13 protein-coding genes and 2 pseudogenes are annotated in these 17424 nt (G+C 47.4%); 5 read left to right on the forward strand and 10 right to left on the reverse strand.

Annotation, left to right across the window (positions count from 1 at the left end; translation table 11 throughout):
- The coding region (locus tag QUB06_RS16825) for a bluetail domain-containing putative surface protein (RefSeq protein ID WP_333436231.1) at positions 1 to 608 on the forward strand (608 nt) is incomplete at its 5' end.
- 409 nt (positions 609 to 1017) lie between these two features.
- Here the strand turns inward: QUB06_RS16825 and QUB06_RS16830 are convergent.
- The 6 genes and pseudogenes from QUB06_RS16830 to QUB06_RS16855 form a co-directional block, all read right to left on the reverse strand.
- Positions 1018 to 2511, reverse strand: a pseudogene (locus QUB06_RS16830) (IS5 family transposase).
- A 33-nt stretch (positions 2512 to 2544) separates the two neighbouring features.
- Positions 2545 to 2814 (reverse strand): hypothetical protein, encoded by a 270-nt coding sequence (locus tag QUB06_RS16835; protein WP_333436232.1) that lies wholly within the window; start codon positions 2812 to 2814, stop codon positions 2545 to 2547.
- A gap of 218 nt (positions 2815 to 3032) precedes the next feature.
- Positions 3033 to 3302, reverse strand: a pseudogene (locus QUB06_RS16840) (DUF4277 domain-containing protein); the annotation flags it as partial.
- A gap of 541 nt (positions 3303 to 3843) precedes the next feature.
- Entirely contained in the window at positions 3844 to 4995 is a 1152-nt protein-coding gene (gene dprA / locus QUB06_RS16845) for a DNA-processing protein DprA (protein WP_333436233.1), read from the reverse strand.
- A gap of 177 nt (positions 4996 to 5172) precedes the next feature.
- Positions 5173 to 5826, reverse strand: a complete 654-nt coding sequence (locus QUB06_RS16850; protein ID WP_333436234.1) for a YdcF family protein — start codon at positions 5824 to 5826, stop codon at positions 5173 to 5175.
- A 127-nt stretch (positions 5827 to 5953) separates the two neighbouring features.
- Positions 5954 to 6601 carry a DUF2301 domain-containing membrane protein gene (locus QUB06_RS16855; RefSeq protein WP_333288804.1) on the reverse strand — a complete coding sequence of 216 codons (648 nt, stop codon included), beginning with the start codon at positions 6599 to 6601 and terminating at the stop codon, positions 5954 to 5956.
- Positions 6602 to 6681: 80 nt separating this feature from the next.
- Here QUB06_RS16855 and QUB06_RS16860 point away from each other — a divergent pair, with 80 nt between their 5' ends.
- The gene (locus QUB06_RS16860; RefSeq protein WP_333436235.1) at positions 6682 to 7359 is read left to right on the forward strand and encodes a calcium-binding protein; all 678 of its coding nucleotides are present in this window, start codon (positions 6682 to 6684) and stop codon (positions 7357 to 7359) included.
- A gap of 219 nt (positions 7360 to 7578) precedes the next feature.
- Here QUB06_RS16860 and QUB06_RS16865 read toward each other — a convergent pair whose 3' ends face one another.
- On the reverse strand, positions 7579 to 8334 hold the full coding sequence (locus tag QUB06_RS16865) for a DUF561 domain-containing protein (RefSeq protein ID WP_333288799.1): 756 nt from the start codon (positions 8332 to 8334) through the stop codon (positions 7579 to 7581).
- A gap of 81 nt (positions 8335 to 8415) precedes the next feature.
- On the reverse strand, positions 8416 to 9219 hold the full coding sequence (locus QUB06_RS16870) for a creatininase family protein (protein ID WP_333436236.1): 804 nt from the start codon (positions 9217 to 9219) through the stop codon (positions 8416 to 8418).
- A gap of 182 nt (positions 9220 to 9401) precedes the next feature.
- Here QUB06_RS16870 and QUB06_RS16875 point away from each other — a divergent pair, with 182 nt between their 5' ends.
- The gene (locus QUB06_RS16875) at positions 9402 to 14351 is read left to right on the forward strand and encodes a PAS domain-containing protein (RefSeq protein WP_333436237.1); all 4950 of its coding nucleotides are present in this window, start codon (positions 9402 to 9404) and stop codon (positions 14349 to 14351) included.
- 385 nt (positions 14352 to 14736) lie between these two features.
- Here the strand turns inward: QUB06_RS16875 and QUB06_RS16880 are convergent, their stop codons facing one another.
- A complete protein-coding gene (locus tag QUB06_RS16880) occupies positions 14737 to 15060 on the reverse strand; it encodes a WGxxGxxG family protein (RefSeq protein WP_333288789.1) in 324 nt (107 codons plus the stop codon).
- 113 nt (positions 15061 to 15173) lie between these two features.
- Positions 15174 to 15497 carry a WGxxGxxG family protein gene (locus QUB06_RS16885; protein WP_333213733.1) on the reverse strand — a complete coding sequence of 108 codons (324 nt, stop codon included), beginning with the start codon at positions 15495 to 15497 and terminating at the stop codon, positions 15174 to 15176.
- 322 nt (positions 15498 to 15819) lie between these two features.
- Between QUB06_RS16885 and QUB06_RS16890 the strand changes: the two genes are divergently transcribed.
- Together QUB06_RS16890 and QUB06_RS16895 are read left to right on the forward strand one after the other, a co-directional pair.
- Positions 15820 to 16464 carry a hypothetical protein gene (locus QUB06_RS16890; protein WP_333160944.1) on the forward strand — a complete coding sequence of 215 codons (645 nt, stop codon included), beginning with the start codon at positions 15820 to 15822 and terminating at the stop codon, positions 16462 to 16464.
- A 20-nt stretch (positions 16465 to 16484) separates the two neighbouring features.
- Entirely contained in the window at positions 16485 to 17228 is a 744-nt protein-coding gene (locus QUB06_RS16895; protein WP_333436238.1) for a pentapeptide repeat-containing protein, read from the forward strand.
- The last annotated feature ends 196 nt before the right edge of the window (positions 17229 to 17424 follow it).

Here is a 17424-nt window from a genome sequence, read left to right on the forward strand (position 1 = left end):
AGGCAGGTGAAGGAACTGACGAGGTGCGCTCAACCGTGACCCACATCTTACCTGCAAATGTTGAAAACCTCCGTTTACAAGGCACCGCAGTGATTGACGGCACCGGAAATACTCTAGCCAACAGTATTATTGGCAACGTTGCCAATAATAGGCTCAACGGGGGGGGCGGTCAAGATCTTCTAACGGGTTTAGCGGGTGCAGATACTTTCTTCTTCAAGTTTGGAGAGTCCTCTGTATCCGCCAGGGATAGCGTTGCCGACTTTGCGATTGGCAGTGATAAAATCGACTTGTTGACTCAAGGTGGAGCCGCGATGAATGCCCCTAGTAGCTTTAGCCGTGCTGCCAATAATAGCTTGGCCACCAATTTACCAGCTCTGGTAAATCAAGTGTTTATCGACGCTAATGGAGGATTAGCCGGAAACCAAGCTCTAGGAATTAATAGCGCTGCTTTAGTTGTGGCTACAAATCCCTCGATCCTCGGTAATTACCTTGTGATTAATGATGTTAATGCTGGTTTTCAGGCGAGTAACGATTTAGTGATCAAATTAACAACCAGTGGGACGTTACCCCCAGCAGGCTCTATTCCCCCTACCAATTTCTTTATCTAACGATAACCTCAAGGATTGACGCTACATAATCGAAGGATGAGCTGTGACTCTAAATCGAAAAAAGCAGCGAATAAACCGGGTTTTTCGATAAAGTCCGACAGGGAATTAAGCCTGTCGGACTTTGTTTGTAGAGGAGCGGTTTCAACCCAAATTCCACACCCTGGGGTGTCACATAGACCTAGATTCCGTCAGCCATTACGTAACTGGTGAGCAGGTGGTAGCTGGGTTCTGTTCGCAATTGTAAAAGGGTAAGTAAGCCGGATTTGGTATCAGCCATGAACTGGGGGGATTTTTTGTTATTAGACCTCTTGCGAAAGTCTCATGCGATCTCTAATTTAGGGCTTGCTGAATAAGTTAAGAAAAATCGCGTAGGCGTAGCCAGCCGTAGGCATCTCACTTAATGGGTGATTCAATCTCGACGAAACATAATTTTTGGTTTTCTATAACTTACCCAGTTATAGCTTTTGATAATGGTTGACCCGTAAGCAGGTGTGATTTTCGGTTTTTGACATAAAAACACACAAAAAACCCGTCTTAACCAGGTAGAAAGGTTGATTACTAAAAAAGTAATAGCAATGGCTGTCTGTGAAGTATTATCAAGTTTTGCCATCACCCGATTCAAGCTGAATCTTCGTTTTCCTTCTCCAAATTTGCCCTCAATAGAGTTCCGAATTCTCTCATCTTCTAAAGCTTGTTTCTTTGTTTCTTTGCTGACATTTGCTGGGGGTCTTCCTAAAGGGGGACCACTAATTCTAATTCGTCTTTCTTTACACCAGTCTCGATTTTCTCTCGTTCGATAAATGCGAGCTGCATGGACTGATTCTGGGTAGTATCCTGTGTAATTTTTAAATGCTTCTACTTGTGCTTTTAAGTCTCCTGATTCGTTAAAATTATCCCAACTTATCCTGTCTAAAAATACATATCCTTCACTGCAACTCGCTGACAGTTTGGCTCCAAAATCTACGGGTTTCCCTGCTTTTCCTCTGACAATAGGACGGATGTGCGGTTGGCTAAAACTTACTATTCTGTCCTCAATGCGCTGTTTGTTATTTGACCATAACCAGAGTTGTTGGCGATAGACTTCTGTGAGGACTAGCAAGGTTTTATATTGCTTTTTGGTCAGACTTTCTAGGGTGGCACCTGATTCGATTAGTTGTTCAATATGAGCGAGGTTTCTTTTGATGTATTGCAGTTGTTTCTTAATTGCTTGTTTCTTTTTAGGGCGCGACGGTCGTTTTTGTTTGGCTACTGCTAAGTAGTTTTTTCTGGCTATTTTTCGGTAGGTTCTGGGTTTTTTCTTGATTGGCCCTTTGAGAGATTTATAGAGGATGTCGATGATTTTTTCTGTATGAACTCTGGCTCGGTTTAATAGTCCTAAGTCTGTGGGATAGCTAATATCTGCTGGGGCACAAGTCGCATCTATGATTAATTTTCATTGATTGGGTGATTCATTTTTTGCGTCCGAATCCTTTTTTTTTTCAGGCGGCTTTGGGGTAGTTTCGCGGCTTTTTTCCACCAGGCGTTCGTTCACTTTATTAATTAGATTCGCACTGATTCCTTGCCGAAAGTGGACTAATAGTGATGGCTCAAATGGGTTCTCATTACTGTAGGTTGATTGACCGATAAAGTATTGCATATAGGGGTTTTCACGGATTTGTTCTACTGTTTTCCTATCGCTAATTCCGAGTTTTTCTTTGATGATTAATGCCCCCAGTGCCATTCTAAATGATTTGGCTGGTGCGCCCATTTCGGTTGGAAAATTTTCAGCATAATCTTCTTCAAATTCCGACCAAGGAATTAGTTGGGCCATTTTGACCCAACGGTTATCTGCTGCCAACCTTCCTTCAAAGGGGAGTTCAAAGTCGGATGGGGGGCTTGGGGCAAGCTCAACTTTTCTGTACACGCTCGCAAATGGTGATGCACGGGTTTTGAGTCATTATACCTGTTTTTCTTGCACCATTACTACCTTTCTTCGTCCGAAAATCCATACAGTGTTTACTTGAACCACTGATTCAGCAAGCCCTAAATTATCTAATTGATTTCTATCTGTTTCTGTGCTAGAAAAAGATAGTGATGGCAATTCTTGCTCATATTTGCCATGTAGATAAAATGAACTTGAGTCGAGGTGAGATGTGTCGGTATTTATCTCGAATTTTTGAGCGGCTGACAGGGCAAGGGTTGTGTATATTTCCGTAATTACGGCCATTTATAATTTATCTAATACTCTGCCTAAACGGTCATCCTTCAAATGTCAATAGTCCGGACACTTTTTCTATGGCCCAATGGCTTATTCTCGCTTGACTTTGAGGCGAGCGTGGATAATTAAATCAATGTCACCTCTACCCCTGACTTGCATTTAATTCGACTTTTTTATGATGCTTGCCCTGTAAGGCTTGTAGTACCGTTCCAAAAACTGTCCGGAGTATTGAAATGTGATGCTTGAATCCCTGCTCCCAGTAAATGTTCTATTGCTTTCCCTTCAAAAAATTTAGAAAATAAATATAATGGGGCGGAAACCATCCCTAATCCATTAATAATCATGGTTTTAACTACCAGGCCGAGACTGACTATCTCGCCCGGTTTTTCGCCTACTAATTCATTGATTTTTTGGACAATTCCTATTTCATCAATTAGACCGGCTATCAAGCCCAGATGATCTAGGTTTTCTACTTTCATCTCAGATGCTTTCTGCATGGGCTGCTGAATCCTGATTTGATTGTTCATCGCGATCGCCAGTTTACACTATTTTTGGTGATGATTTGTTACTATTGGCGAGCGCAATTAACGCTTTTTCGTCAGGTGAGCGCGTTACGGATACGTAATAAACTTGGTTTTTTACCGCTCGCAATTTTAACTGATATCAGATTTAACTCACGCCCTCACGTCAATTTTCCAGAATGGACTACTGGGTAATGCTGAGTGACCGAGATAGTTGAGTATTTCTACTCATGATGGTCTCGAATGATTCACTTTTACCCCCTCAATCTGCCGGTAGTGCCAGTTGGGGGTGCGGAATGTGGGCTACAATCGATCCCGTGATGCTTACATCCGAGCGAGGAAAATTGATTATTTTGGGGTAGGGAAACGGCAATGCCGTGTCCTTTGTTGCCTTCAATCCTTGCCTTGCGGATTTTGTCTGTGTAGACGCGGTTTCAACCGCCGAATAATCTTCAATCCTTGCCTTGCGGATTTTGTCTGTGTAGACGCCGTTTCAACCGCCCAGTTTTCTTTCACATCAGCACCGCTGATATCGCATCCCTGGTAACTGCGAAACTAATCCCAACAATTCCAACTGCAAAAGTATACTAGAAACCATTCCCGCTTCTAATCCAGACGCTTCCACAATTGTATCAAAAGAAATCGGCCCAGATACGATCGCACTTAACACCTTAGCCAATTCCGGCTCCAAGGGCGGCCCTTGCTTCTCAACCGTCGGATTTGGGGGAAATAGCGACAACTGCTCGGCTCTATCCAATTTTGGCATAGCTCCGAGCATTTCCAACAACCTGTCTTCGCTTAACAGTCGATCGCTACTCGGCAGAATCGGATGAGCACCTTTACTCAGCAATTCCAAACAACCAAAGGAACGCTCATCATCCAATCGGCCCGTCAAAACATACACATCCCGGCAAAAATCATTCGCTTGATAAGCAGTAATTAAAGCACCTGATTTATGCGGAGCTTCTATCACAATTGTAGCGCGGCTTAAGCCAGCAATTATGCGATTTCGGCGGGGAAAATTAGTTTTATTCGGTTGAGTCCCCGCCGGATATTCACTAATTACCAATCCCTGCTGCAAAATGCGATCGCACAACCTCTCATTTTGTTTAGGATATACAATATCTACTCCAGTCCCCACCACTGCGAAAGTCCTTCCTCCCGCCTCCAAACAGCCTGTATGAGCCTCTGTATCAATGCCCGCAGCCAATCCCGAAACCACCGTAAAACCGCTTCTAGCCAAAGCCGTACTAATTTTGCGAGTCCACCTTCTGCCGTATTCCGAAGGGCTGCGAGTACCAACCATTGCAACTGTCGGCGTAATTCCTTGATTCTCTTTTACATCAACTAAACCGCGATAATACAACACTGGCGGCGGATTGGGAATTTCCAATAATAAGCGGGGATAATCTGGATCGGCGGGCGTCCAAAAACAGGGATTTTTTATAAGATGTTTTTCGATAAATTCTTCGGGATTGAGTTTAGTGCGTTCTTGCACAATGGTTTCAATTATCTGCTTGCCGAACCCTTCGATTCGCATTAAATCTACTGATTTTGCCGCCCAAGCTTCTGCCAAACTATTGAAATTTTGGTGCAATCTTTGCAACAAAATCGGCCCGATACCGTTAATTTGCGACCATGCTAACCAGTAAGCGCGTTCTTCTAACAAGGAGTTGCCCTCAACTTATCTGAGAATAATTTTATCATTTTTGGTTTAATTATGGTATTAAACATCACTGCCTTGTCATGTCTTTCCACCGATTTACAACTATATAAATATTTTTTTTACTAACCGCGAAGGCGCTAGAACCCGAAGGGAATTAAAAGGGAGGTTGACAATTACTGGCTAGGTTTTCCAATCTACGAAACGGGCATAAATATAAGCAATAATTTCTCCGATCACAGTCCGAAAACCTTCGCTCGATTTCCACCATTCTTGGGAATTGTAATCTTGCGGTTCCGCCGCTATAATCCCGACTTTAATGTCAGGATTCAGCACTTCTTTAAATACAATCCAACTTCGGCGGGCGTGAGGGCCAAAGGAATAAAGATTAATTGAGTCAACTTTTATGGCAGAAGCAGCTAGCCAATCGCGAAGTGCGATCGCAGAAGCAGCCGTGCGGTGTTTGACAACACTCGCTGCTGGTACTGCTACTACTTTGTTTTTATCAAATCCTAGCGCAATACAAGTCGCGGCAGTTAGTGCGGCATAATTTTTATATTCAGCGAGGTAGAAGCCTTTACTTAAAGGAACTCCTGTGGTAATTAATTGGCGGTATTCGCCTTTTTTGAATTCGGCGATCGCACTTTCGATCGCATAATCGGGCAACCAGCCTTCGACAACCAATATATCTGCTTTAATCGGCGCATTTACCGCCAAAAACGGATGGATATTTGTGAGAATTAAGATCATTGCAATTATTAATCCCATCAGAGCAATTACCCAACCTTCCCTGGTAACTGCCCACATTTCTCGGCGGCGGATTAGACGAATTCTCATTTTAACTCGATCTAGATGTTTTCTGGTATGGAGGCAGATTCGGCGAGACTGGGGAAGAGGGAAATAGTGGGAAAGTGATAGAATTTTCCCATGCCCAATGCCCCATTCCCAATGCCCCATTCCCAAATTATTGGTGTTTCAGATACTCAAAAACGCTTTTATCCCCGATATCCTGCGGCATCGGTTGAAAAAACTTGCGTACAGCAAAGATGATAAACAAAGCCGCCCAAACTGCCAGCAAAAATTGTTCATTTTCGGCTGACAAAAAACCGAAAATATGTCCTAAAATTAAGAGAGGAACTCCCGGAGTCAAAAACTTAGTTTCGAGGCGATTAAAGCAGAATGCTTCCTTAAAATAAATGCCATTTAATGCGGCAAAAGTAAAGCCAATTCCCCACAACGTGGCGGGATGTTCGTAGACTGCTAAAGCTAGAGGTTGGCTGCTTTGTAGGGCGACAAACAATGCTGCGGCGCCACCGATCGCCCAAAACGCCTGTAGTGTGCGGTGTAGCGCAATCATGTAAATGTGAATAGTTGCTAAGCTGACGCCTAAAGCTATCCAGAAACAAGCAAAAACAGGCGTTACAGCCTGGATTGCCATCGGGTTGTCGCCCTGTTGTAGCACCAGAGTAGCGCCGATCGCAAAACACAGCGCCGCCACCCCCAATCCAGCGCGGTAAATCAACACTCCCGTGCGATCGTTTTGAGTAATCGTAAACTCGCCGAATTGTCCTTGATAGACTGGCGATTCATCAGGTGATTTCAGTAGTTGCATTACAGATTCCTCCTATCAGACACGAATGTACTTCTGCCAAGATATACTTTATTGATAAACCGATCCAGCGAGACCGAGCGATGCCTAAATTTAACAAGCCTAAAGTTAACCAGCCTAAAGTTAACAAGTCTAAAGTTAACAAGTCTAAAGTGGACGATCGCCCAGATCAAAGCCAATCCCTTTCTTCACAATCCGAACTTCCTCCAGTTCAGCTTGATGAAACCATTGTAGCAGGCAGAAGACCGAAACCGGTCAACGACTTTCAGAGCCTGCTGGAGGAATTATCCGAATTGAGAGCGGGGTTCGATCCAGAAATGTTAGCGCATCTCGATAAAAATATCCCATTTAATACCCAGCAATTTGAAAATAAAATCAGCAAAATTTTGCGTTCTAAAAATATTGATTGTACTCTAAAAAATTCCGTCAAATATCTAGAGTACCTCAAGCAAAATATTCAACTTCCCTGCCACGTTACCGGCATAGAAGAGTTTGAATGGGAAGAAGAATATACAATGGGTTCGGGAAGCAAAAAAGAATATGCACGGCTCAAAAAAACTCAACCTTCTTATACTGATAGATTCACAATTAATCGGTTGGAGGATTTGGTGGTTCAGGAAGAAGGCATATTTGTGGAAGTGCAGCGCGTCAGCGATCGCCAAAAGTTTATGTTGCCTTTATCTGAGTTAGAATCAGTTGATGTAATCTCCCGCAACAATCAGTTATTAGATGATTATGCCGTGTGGTTTCTCAATTATTAAGGAAGAGTGGAAAAGTGGAAAAGTGGCGGAGGGGAAGAGGGGAAGAGTGGGAGAAGGGGAGAGTGGGGGATGGGAAAAATCTTCCTTCTTCCTTCTTCCTAACATCCGTTACATCCGTTACATCCGAAGAAAGCGAATCGGTTGCGGAACTTCCTTCTCCCTTCTCCCTGACATCCGTTACATCCGTCGAGCGAATCCGTTGCCGAACTTCCTTCTTAATTAAATGGAAGCCGACAAGTGCGATCGCGAAACCAAAGCCAAAGCTTCAACCAAACTGCGAACAGCCGCAATCATCGCCACTTCGCTATTAAGTTGGCTGACAGCAGAACCGACACCAACACCCGCAGCACCGGCTCCAATAGCTAGGGGTGCGGTGACGCTGGAGATACCGGAAGCGCAGAGTACGGGGACGGATACGGCGCGGGAAATTTCAAAGGCGGCAGCCAAAGTAGGCGCTGCTTTTTCAATTAATCCCAATGTGCCGGCGTGAATTGGTTGAGCGCTGGTGCCACCTTCGGTTTGGATGATGTTAGCGCCCGCTTTGACTAATTCAATTGCTAACTGCACTTGTTTGTCTAGTGCCAAAATGTGGGGAACTGTTACAGAAAGAGTGATGTTTGGAAATAGCGATCGAGTTTCGCGAGTCAACTGCAAAACTTCCTCAGCTTCAAAGCGGCGGCCTACTGCGTAGAAAGCATCAAAGTTACCAATTTCAATCAAATCAGCGCCAGCTTCTACTGCAGGCACAAACTTTTCCGGTTCCACAGCCGATACACAAATTGGCAAATTTGTCAACTCTTTTGCCATCAATACCAAATCGCGATCGGCAGCAATATCGACAAAGGAAGCACCGCCGAGATCCGCTGCTTTGACGACAGCCGCAACGTTGGCGGCATCAAAATTATTTAAACCGCTGATAATTTTCAGGGCGCGACCTTGCTCAAAAGCGCGCTGCAATTTAGAATTTACACTCATCGTTAGTTTTCCAACTCAAAAAATTTCTTAGACTTATTTTGACACAAATTAGAACAATTTTTGATTTTTAATTCTTAATTTTTAATTACTACGCGGCTGGCGAAATTTGTAAACATCTTTGATAACTTGTGCCCAGCCGTCTGAGAGAGATTCGAGAATACGAGAGCCCTTTTCTTTCGTCGCCACCGTCGCATCGCCCAACACACCGCTTTGTGTCAACTCTCGCGTCAGCCAAGCAAAAGGCAAATTCCCTTCCATACTCAGCAAACTGTCTGTTGGTAAACCCTGCGGGTACTCGCAAACAGCCAGTTCCATTTTCACCTGTTCGGGCAAAATTGACAACATCAAACTCGTTTCTGCATCGCCCGCGTGAATTCCCAACTCCAACTCCTTCGCACTCAATAATTCAGAAGCCACATTAGGAACCCGCCAAACAAACAGCGGAAAAACAGAGAAATCTTGATATTTTTGATGAATATCCCGCGCCGCAATTTCCATCACCTGCGGCTGTCCGCCGTGACCATTGAGTAACACTAATTTCCGAAATCCAGCCTGATAAATACTGTCAGCAATTTCGCCAATTACTGCTAAAAGTGTCTGAGCACTGAGCATAATTGTACCGGGGAAATGGCAGTGTTCGTTCGACTTGCCATAGTACAAAGGCGGCAAAGCATAAGCGGGAATATTTGTCTCTAACTTTGCCAGCGCTTTGCCTGTCACTGCCGCGCTAATTGCCGTATCTACAATTAAAGGCAAATGGGGGCCGTGTTGTTCGATCGCACCTAGCGGCTGAATAATCACAGTATTTTCCTTATCCAGCATAGACTGAATTTCTGTCCAAGTTAGATATGGAAAAAATCGCGATTCGGGAATAAAATTGTGCATAAGGTGGCAACAAGAGTAAAAGCAACCAAGGCGATCAACTAGCCTGAAAACTAAAAAGCAATTACCAAGATAGATAACTAATTCTGTCTCTAGGTAAATGCTATAATTTATAGCAGATGCTTTAAGAGGGCGCTGATATACGCTCGCCAGCTCAGACCGAAAGACATAGAGACCACTAATTGATGGAAGCTTGGCAAACCCCACAAACTAATTTAACCGATATTCCGATCGCCGAGGAACTGTCGCGCCGCATCCCTCGATCGCACGATCGAAAAGCAGAAAACCGAGCGCTGCAAACGCTGGCTAGACAACTGGCAACTTCACCCCACAGGCTGCTCAAAACACTGGTGGCGATCGCTAAAGATTTGTGCGACGCCGGAAGCGTCGGAGTCTGCTTGCTAGAAGAAAATGCAACTTCCGAACAAATATTTCGCTGGGAAGCCTTGGCGGGAGCGTGGGAAGCAGCAGAACATAGAAACACACCCCGCAAATTCCGTTTGTGGGGAGCCCCGATCAATCACCAAACTCCCCAGCTTTACTTCGCTCCAGAACAATACTTTACCGACTTGCAACAGCTAGAATTGCCGATCGCCGAAGCATTAGTCGTGCCACTGGAGGTAGAAAATCAACCGCTGGGGGCAATATGGATTGTATCTCACGATGCCGATCGCCAATTCGATGCCGAAGACTTGCAGATCGCGATCGCCCTAGCAGACTTTGCCGTTGCCGCCCTACAAATCGATCGCGCCAATCAAACCAAAGAAGCTTTGCGAGAAAGCGAAGAACGCTGGCAGCTAGCCTTGCAGGGCAACAACGACGGCATTTGGGATCACAACCTGCAAACCAATTGCTGTGTAGTGAGCGATCGCTTTTTAGAGATTTGGGAACGTGGGCCCGAAGAAGTCAAAAACTTCAGCCAATATTTGAGCTACATTCATCCCGATGATTTGGAGATAATGCAAAGCAATTGGCAGCAGCACTTGCGTCGAGAAACCTCACATTACTGCTGCGAGTACCGCATCCGTTGTGGGGACGGGCGCTACAAATGGGTTTTAGCCAGAGGGCGAGCAATTTGGGACGAGTCAGGCAATCCCGTGCGGGCCGTGGGTTCCCTGACAGATATCAGCGATCGCAAACAAACTGAAATTGCCTTAAAACAAAGCGAAGAACGTTTGAGCGTCGCCATCGAAGGCTCAGGCATGGCAACCTGGGATTTTGACGTGCGAACACATCGAGTAATTTGGTCGGCGACCCATTTCAGCATTTTGGGCTGCGAACAGACACCGGGCGGCGAAGCAAGCGCGGCTGTGTGGGAAAAGTGCGTGCATCCAGACGACTTAAAGCAAGTCATGCAAGCAGCCAAAACAGCTCGGCAAACGAGATCGCTCTACTCCCCCGAATACCGGATCATCCGGGCCGACACAGGAGAAATCCGCTGGTTGAGAGCGTTTGGGCGCTATCTCTACGACGCGGCAGGCGAAGCAGTGCGGTTTATCGGAGTATTATTTGATGCTACCGATCGCAAAATGGCCGAACTCGCCTTGCAAGAAAGCAACAATCGCTTTCATTTAGCTACAAGGGCGATCGACGGCCTGGTGTTTGAGTGGGATTTGGCAGCAAACTCCGTTTACCGTTCCGAGGGACTGTGCTCGATCGTCGGTGTCAACCCAGAGGATGCACCGGCAACAGCAGAGTGGTGGAGAGAACGCATCCATCCCGTCGATGTGGCACGCATCCACGCCGGGGGGCAATCAATCTTTAATATTCCGGATCGCTATGAAGTCGAGTACCGAGTCCGGCACGAAGACGGGCGCTGGATCGATGTTTGGGAACGCGGCTGTTTGATCCGCAACCAGCAAGGTGAAGTGACCAAAATAGTCGGCTTCACCAGCAACATTACCAAGCGCAAACAAGCAGAAGCAGCACTGCGCGATCGCGAAACCCACCTGCAGTTGATTCTCGACAGCGCCAAAGACTACGCCATCTTCACCACCGACACCGACGGACACGTTACCAGTTGGAACGCAGGCGCCGAGAGAGTGCTCGGCTATACCGAAGCTGAAATCGTCGGGCAGCACGGACGAATCATCTTCACCCCAGAAGACTCTGCTGCCGGAAAGCCGGAAGCAGAAAGGCACATCGCCCTGACTCAGGGAAAGGCAAAAAACGAGCGCTGGCACCTCCGCAAAAACGGCAGCCGCTTTTGGGGCAGCGGGCTGGTGATGCCCCTGCGCGACGCAGCCGGCGAGGTGCAAGGTTTCCTGAAAATCATGCAGGACAAAACCGAGCGCCGGCAAATAGAAGAAGCACTGCGGCACAGTGAAAATCTCTACCGCACCCTCGCCGATGGCGTCCCGGAATTAATGTGGATCAACACCGCCGACGGCAGGTTAGAGTTTTGCAACCAACACTGGCAAAGCTACACGGGCATGATGCCAGAATTGCCGCTGGCTGCGCCGGTGCTGCAATTATTTCATCCTGACGATCTGCCAACAGTTGTCGCTACGCGCACCCAGGCGATTGCAGCAGGGGAACCCTACGAATTCGAGTGTCGGGTGCGTAGGTTTGACAACACCTACCGCTGGCATCTAGCGCGACTTGTGCCCGTCAAAGACAGGGGGGGACAGGTGGTGCAATGGGCGGGGATCGGGATTGATATTGACGATCGCAAACGAGCCGAAGAAAGCTTAGCAGAAAGCGACCGCCGCTTCCGCTTCCTGGCTGAGTCGCTGCCCCACCTGATTTGGAACGTAAGCTCCGCCGGGGAAATTCGCTTTACCAATCAACAACAATGGTTGGAATATCTGGGAATGTCTTACGAGGAAGCCGCTCAAAGCAATTGGGAATCCCTAGTCCCGCCCTCGGATTTGGCAGAATCTTGGGCCCGCTGGGAAGAATGTCAAATCACCGGAGAAGTTTATCAAGTTGAGCTGCGCCTGCGGCGGGCAGCAGACCACATGGAACGCTGGCATTTGTCCCGCGCCGTGCCAATTCGCGACGCAGGGGGGCAGATTGTCGAGTGGATCGGCACAAACACCGATATTCACGATCGCAAACAAGCCCAACTTAACGAGCAGTTTCTCTCTGATCTCGAAGTCCGCTTGCGGCAGCGCTTCAACCCCGCAGAAATGTTGTCGGAAGCGATGAACAGTCTGGGAGAATATTTAAAGGTCGATCGCTGCATCTGGCACGAAATCGATCTCGAAGCCGATCGGGCAATTGTCCACCAAGACTGGCACCAGTCCGACCTTGCCAGCACCGTCGGCATCTATAAAATCTCAGACTTTAAGATGCCAGAACTTAAAGCTCTCTCTATCGCAGGTCAAACAGTTGTCATCTCAGATATCGCTAATCACCCCCATACAGCGCATTTGGTCGATAACTACGGTGCCGTGTCGATTCGCGCTTTGGTCGATGTTCCCTGCCTTCAGGAAGGGCGCTGGGTGGCTCTTTTGGTGGTGACATCAAAGGCGGTTCGGCACTGGCGGCCCGATGAAGTTTGGCTGATGCAAGAAGTGGTGGCTCGCCTCTGGACGGTGATCCTGCACGCGCGAGCCCTGCATGAGCTGCACGAAAGCGAGGCTAGGTTCCGCGCTCTAGCTGACAACATCGCTCAGTTGGCCTGGATGACAGATGCTGCTGGGGGGATTTTCTGGTACAACCAGCGCTGGTTTGACTACACCGGCACCACCCTAGAAGAAATGCTAGGCTGGGGCTGGCAGCAGGTGCACCACCCGGAACACCTCGATCGCGTTGTCGAAAAATTTAGGCGCTGCATTGAAACAGGCGAACTCTGGGAAGATACTTTTCCCCTGCGCGGCAAAGACGGATCGTACCGCTGGTTTCTCTCCCGCGCCGTGCCGATTCGCGACGATCGAGGCAAGCTGCTGCGCTGGTGTGGCACCAACACTGACATTACAGATCGCAAAGTTGCAGAAGCGGAACGGGAACGCCTTCTAGCCCGCGAAAAGGCAGCGCGGGAACAAGCAGAACAGGCTAACCGCGTCAAAGACGAATTTTTGGCTGTTTTGTCCCACGAATTGCGGACTCCCTTAAACCCGATTATGGGCTGGACGAAGCTGCTGCGATCGAACGTTCTGACACCTGAAAAGCAGGGTTATGCCTTAGAGACGATCGAGCGCAACGCCAAACTGCAAACCCAGCTTATCGAAGATTTGCTTGATGTGTCTGGGATTCTGCAAGGCAAGGTCAGCTTGAATATTGCACCTGTGGATTTAGCTGGGGTGATCCGCGCCGCCATTGAAACGGTGCGTCTGGCCGCGGAAGTCAAGTCGATTCCAATCAGCACTCAATTTGCACCGAATCTCGGCCCGGTGTTGGGCGATGCGGGCAGACTTCAGCAGGTAGTCTGGAATTTGCTGTCAAATGCCGTCAAGTTCACCCCGCCCTCCGGCAAAATTGAAGTCGTTCTCGATCGGGTGGACACCAACGCCCAAATTACTGTAACTGATACGGGAAAAGGTATCGAACCTGATTTTCTGCCCTATGTATTCGACTACTTCCGGCAAGCTGACAGCTCGATGACGCGCAAGTTTGGCGGATTGGGTTTAGGATTGGCGATCGTCCGCCATCTCGTCGAACTCCACGGCGGTACAGTGAAATCCGACAGTCCCGGCGAAGGAAAAGGTGCAACCTTGACCGTCAGGATACCTCTGATGCCCATCCCATCTCAGACAAGTCCTGCGGGAACTGCGGCGCCGGATCAATCCTTCAATTTGAGCGGTATCAAGGTGTTAGCGGTGGATGATGAGGCCGATGCGCTAGATTTAGTGGTTTTTCTGCTTGAGGATTGTGGGGCCAGCGTTACAGCAGTTTCTAACGCGGCCGATGCCTTGGCGGTTTTAACTGAGTCTGTGCCGGATTTGCTGTTGAGCGATATTGGAATGCCCGACACCAACGGTTATCTGTTGCTGCGGCAGGTGCGGGCTCTGCCGCCAGAGCAAGGGGGACTGGTTCCGGCGATCGCCCTCACGGCTTATGCTGGAGAAATTGACTATCAGCAGGCGCTGGCTGCGGGGTTCCAGCGGCACATTTGTAAGCCTTTAGACCCAGATAAGTTGGTGCAGGCAATTTGGGAGGTAGTCGATCGTTCTGGCGAAAATATTTTTTAAGGTCTTTTTGTGTCTGAAAAGTCTTTATTTAATGAACCGCGAAGACGCAAAGAACGCGAAGGAAGAAGGGAAGAAGAAAGGAAGAAATAAATAATCTCAAGTCCGGTTATATCTGAGATATTGCACCATTCTCAATAATGATTTTATTGACTGGCTAGGAGCAACGGCCCACAAGAAAATTCAATCTTTGTGGAAGCGGGCGGAAAGCCTGTTCATGAAAATGGTGCAATAGGTCAGATGTAACCAATTTAATCCTGGTTCGATCGCGCATCATCTCAAACAAAAAAACCTCACGGATGGAGGTTTTTTGATGATTATTGGCGATCGTCGGACAGGTTAAAACATCCTGTCCCTGCATAATGCCCACAACACTAAGACTCAATTCTTAGCGGTAGTCACTGCGCGCCGCAGGCTCGCGATCGCTCGTTGTAGTTGTATAGCGGACATTTTCTTCGCGTTTGCGGGGAATCAAACCCAACAAACCAGACAAGCCTAGCAATCCCAACCATCCCCAATCAAAATCGCGATCGGTTTCAGCATTGTAGACATCGGAGCGAGGAGTGGTGGTGGTTGTTGTGCTGTTAGTACCGGAAGTTGTACCGCCAGTTGTATCTGTCTGAGCGGAAGCAGGGAGATGAGCTGGTGCTAGGGCTAAACCAGCAGCTATAATACCTGCACCGATTGCTTTGGATAAATCAGAACGTTTCATAATTCAGCTCCTCTCTGTTGGCTAAAATCTTTAACTATCAAAACTATATCGATCTGCAGACAGGTTAAAACATCCTGTCTCTGCATTAGACCGACAGCACTAAGACTCAATTCTTAGCGGTAGTCACTACGCACAGCGGGTTCGCGATCGCTCGTTGTAGTTGTATAGCGGACATTTTCTTCGCGTTTGCGGGGAATCAAGCCCAACAAACCAGACAAGCCTAGCAGTCCCAACCATCCCCAATCAAAATCGCGATCGGTTTCAGCATTGTAGACATCGGAGCGAGGAGTTGTGGTGGTTGTTGTGCTGTTAGTACCGGAAGTAGTGCCACCAGTTGTATCTGTCTGAGCTGAAGCAGGGAGATGAGCTGGTGCTAAGGCTAAACCAGCAGCTATAATACCTGCACCGATTGCTTTGGATAAATCAGAACGTTTCATAATTCAAATGCTCTCTGTTGGCTAAAATCTTTAACTATCAAAACTATATCGGCTGGCTTTTAAAGTTAAATCCACCTCTAGCAGTAAAGATTGTTATGTTCCACGTATAACTACAGATTGATATCTAATTTTTAGCAGGCGCACAAAATTAAAGATTGCTCGCGGAGGCACTCCGACACTAGAAATAGCGGGTCTGGCACCTCACCCAGTTGTGAGGCAGTGCGGCAGTCCCGACAATAGACAAGGTGTGGTTGACAAAAAACGGTAAACTCAGATATTGCACATACAAGTGTTGGAACTCGATCGACGGAGATAAAAACTTTTGGGTATAGAGCTACGCAGCTACGTATTTCTAGACAACTTGCAGCCGCAGCACGCAGCATACATCGGCACCATCGCCGCCGGATTCTTGCCGCTGCCGGGGGATGCGTCGCTGTGGATAGAAATCTCCCCCGGTATCGAAATTAACCGAATTACCGATGTCGCCCTCAAATCTGCCTCCGTGCGCCCAGGAGTGCAGATAGTCGAACGCTTGTACGGCCTTCTAGAAGTACACTCGGGCCTGCAGGGGGAAACGCGGGCCGCAGGCAAAGCAATTCTAGAATTCATGGGAGTCCGCAGAGAAGAAGGTATCAAACCGCGAGTGATTTCCAGTCAAATTATTCGCAACATTGACCCCCACCAAACACAATTAATCAACCGCACCCGCCGCGGACAGTTGCTGCTGGCGGGACAAACGCTTTACGTCTTAGAAGTAGAACCGGCGGCCTATGCAGCGCTGGCGGCCAATGAAGCAGAAAAAGGCGCATCTATTAACATCTTAGAGGTTCAGGCTGTAGGAAGTTTCGGACGGCTTTACCTCGGCGGCGCAGAACGAGATATTATAGCAGGTTCCCAGGCAGCAATTGCGGCGGTGGAAAACGTGACGGGTCGAGAAAATCCAGCAATTGTTGGTCGGAAGGAATAGCCGTTAAAGGAGATGAAATTATGGCAAATACACAGCATTTAGCGCTGTTAAAAAAAGGTGCAGTTACTTGGATTGAATGGAGAAGTCTCAACCCAAATATAGAACCGGATCTCAGCGAAGCTAACCTCGCCGAAGCAAATCTCAGAGGTGCGTATCTTTGGCGGTCTAACCTTTTTAAGACCGATTTGTTTAAGGCTAAATTAATTGCGGCAAACCTCGCCGAATCCAACATCAGTTTAGCAAATCTTGCTGGAGCGCAACTGCTCGAAACTAATTTAATTAAAGCTAATTTAACTGGAACCAACCTCCAAGCGGCTGACTTCAGAGGATCTGATTTGAGCGGTGCTAATTTAATTGGGGCGGATATTAGCGGTGCAAATCTCCAACAAACCGATTTTGGAGAGGCGAATTTAATCGGTGCGGTGATGTTTCGAGTTAATGCAATGGGCGCGAACCTCAACTGTGCTAATCTCAGTCAAGCTAATCTGACTCAAGCCGAATTGATTGAAGCACATTGCTATGCAGCTAATTTCTCTAAAGCTAACCTCGGAGAATCTCACTTCACTGGAGCATATCTTTTCCGGGCAAATCTCAGTTTTGCACAGTTGAGCGCGGCAGATTTCCGGTGGGCAAACCTCGGCAAAGCTGATTTGAGAGGGGCTAATTTGACCGGGGCAAATCTCAGAGGAGCGAACTTGGCGGGAGCGAATTTGGGCGAAGCTATTTTGAAAGGAACAATCATGCCTGACGGCAGCATTGTTTGATAAATATTGGATAATATTTATTCCTCTAAAATAACCGCGATAGTTAAAAAAAAGCCAGTGGCGCGTTTACCGAAAGCATGGCCAAAACATGAGCTTTTGGGGCGGGTTGAGGTTTTCTCTAAGGATCGCGAATTAAATAACTTACAATTTTAATTGTTATTGTGGGATGGGCGTCCCGCCCGTCCAAAAAGGACGG

It is taken from the genome of Microcoleus sp. D2_18a_D3 (assembly GCF_036702455.1).
Taxonomy (GTDB): Bacteria; Cyanobacteriota; Cyanobacteriia; order Cyanobacteriales; family Microcoleaceae; genus Microcoleus.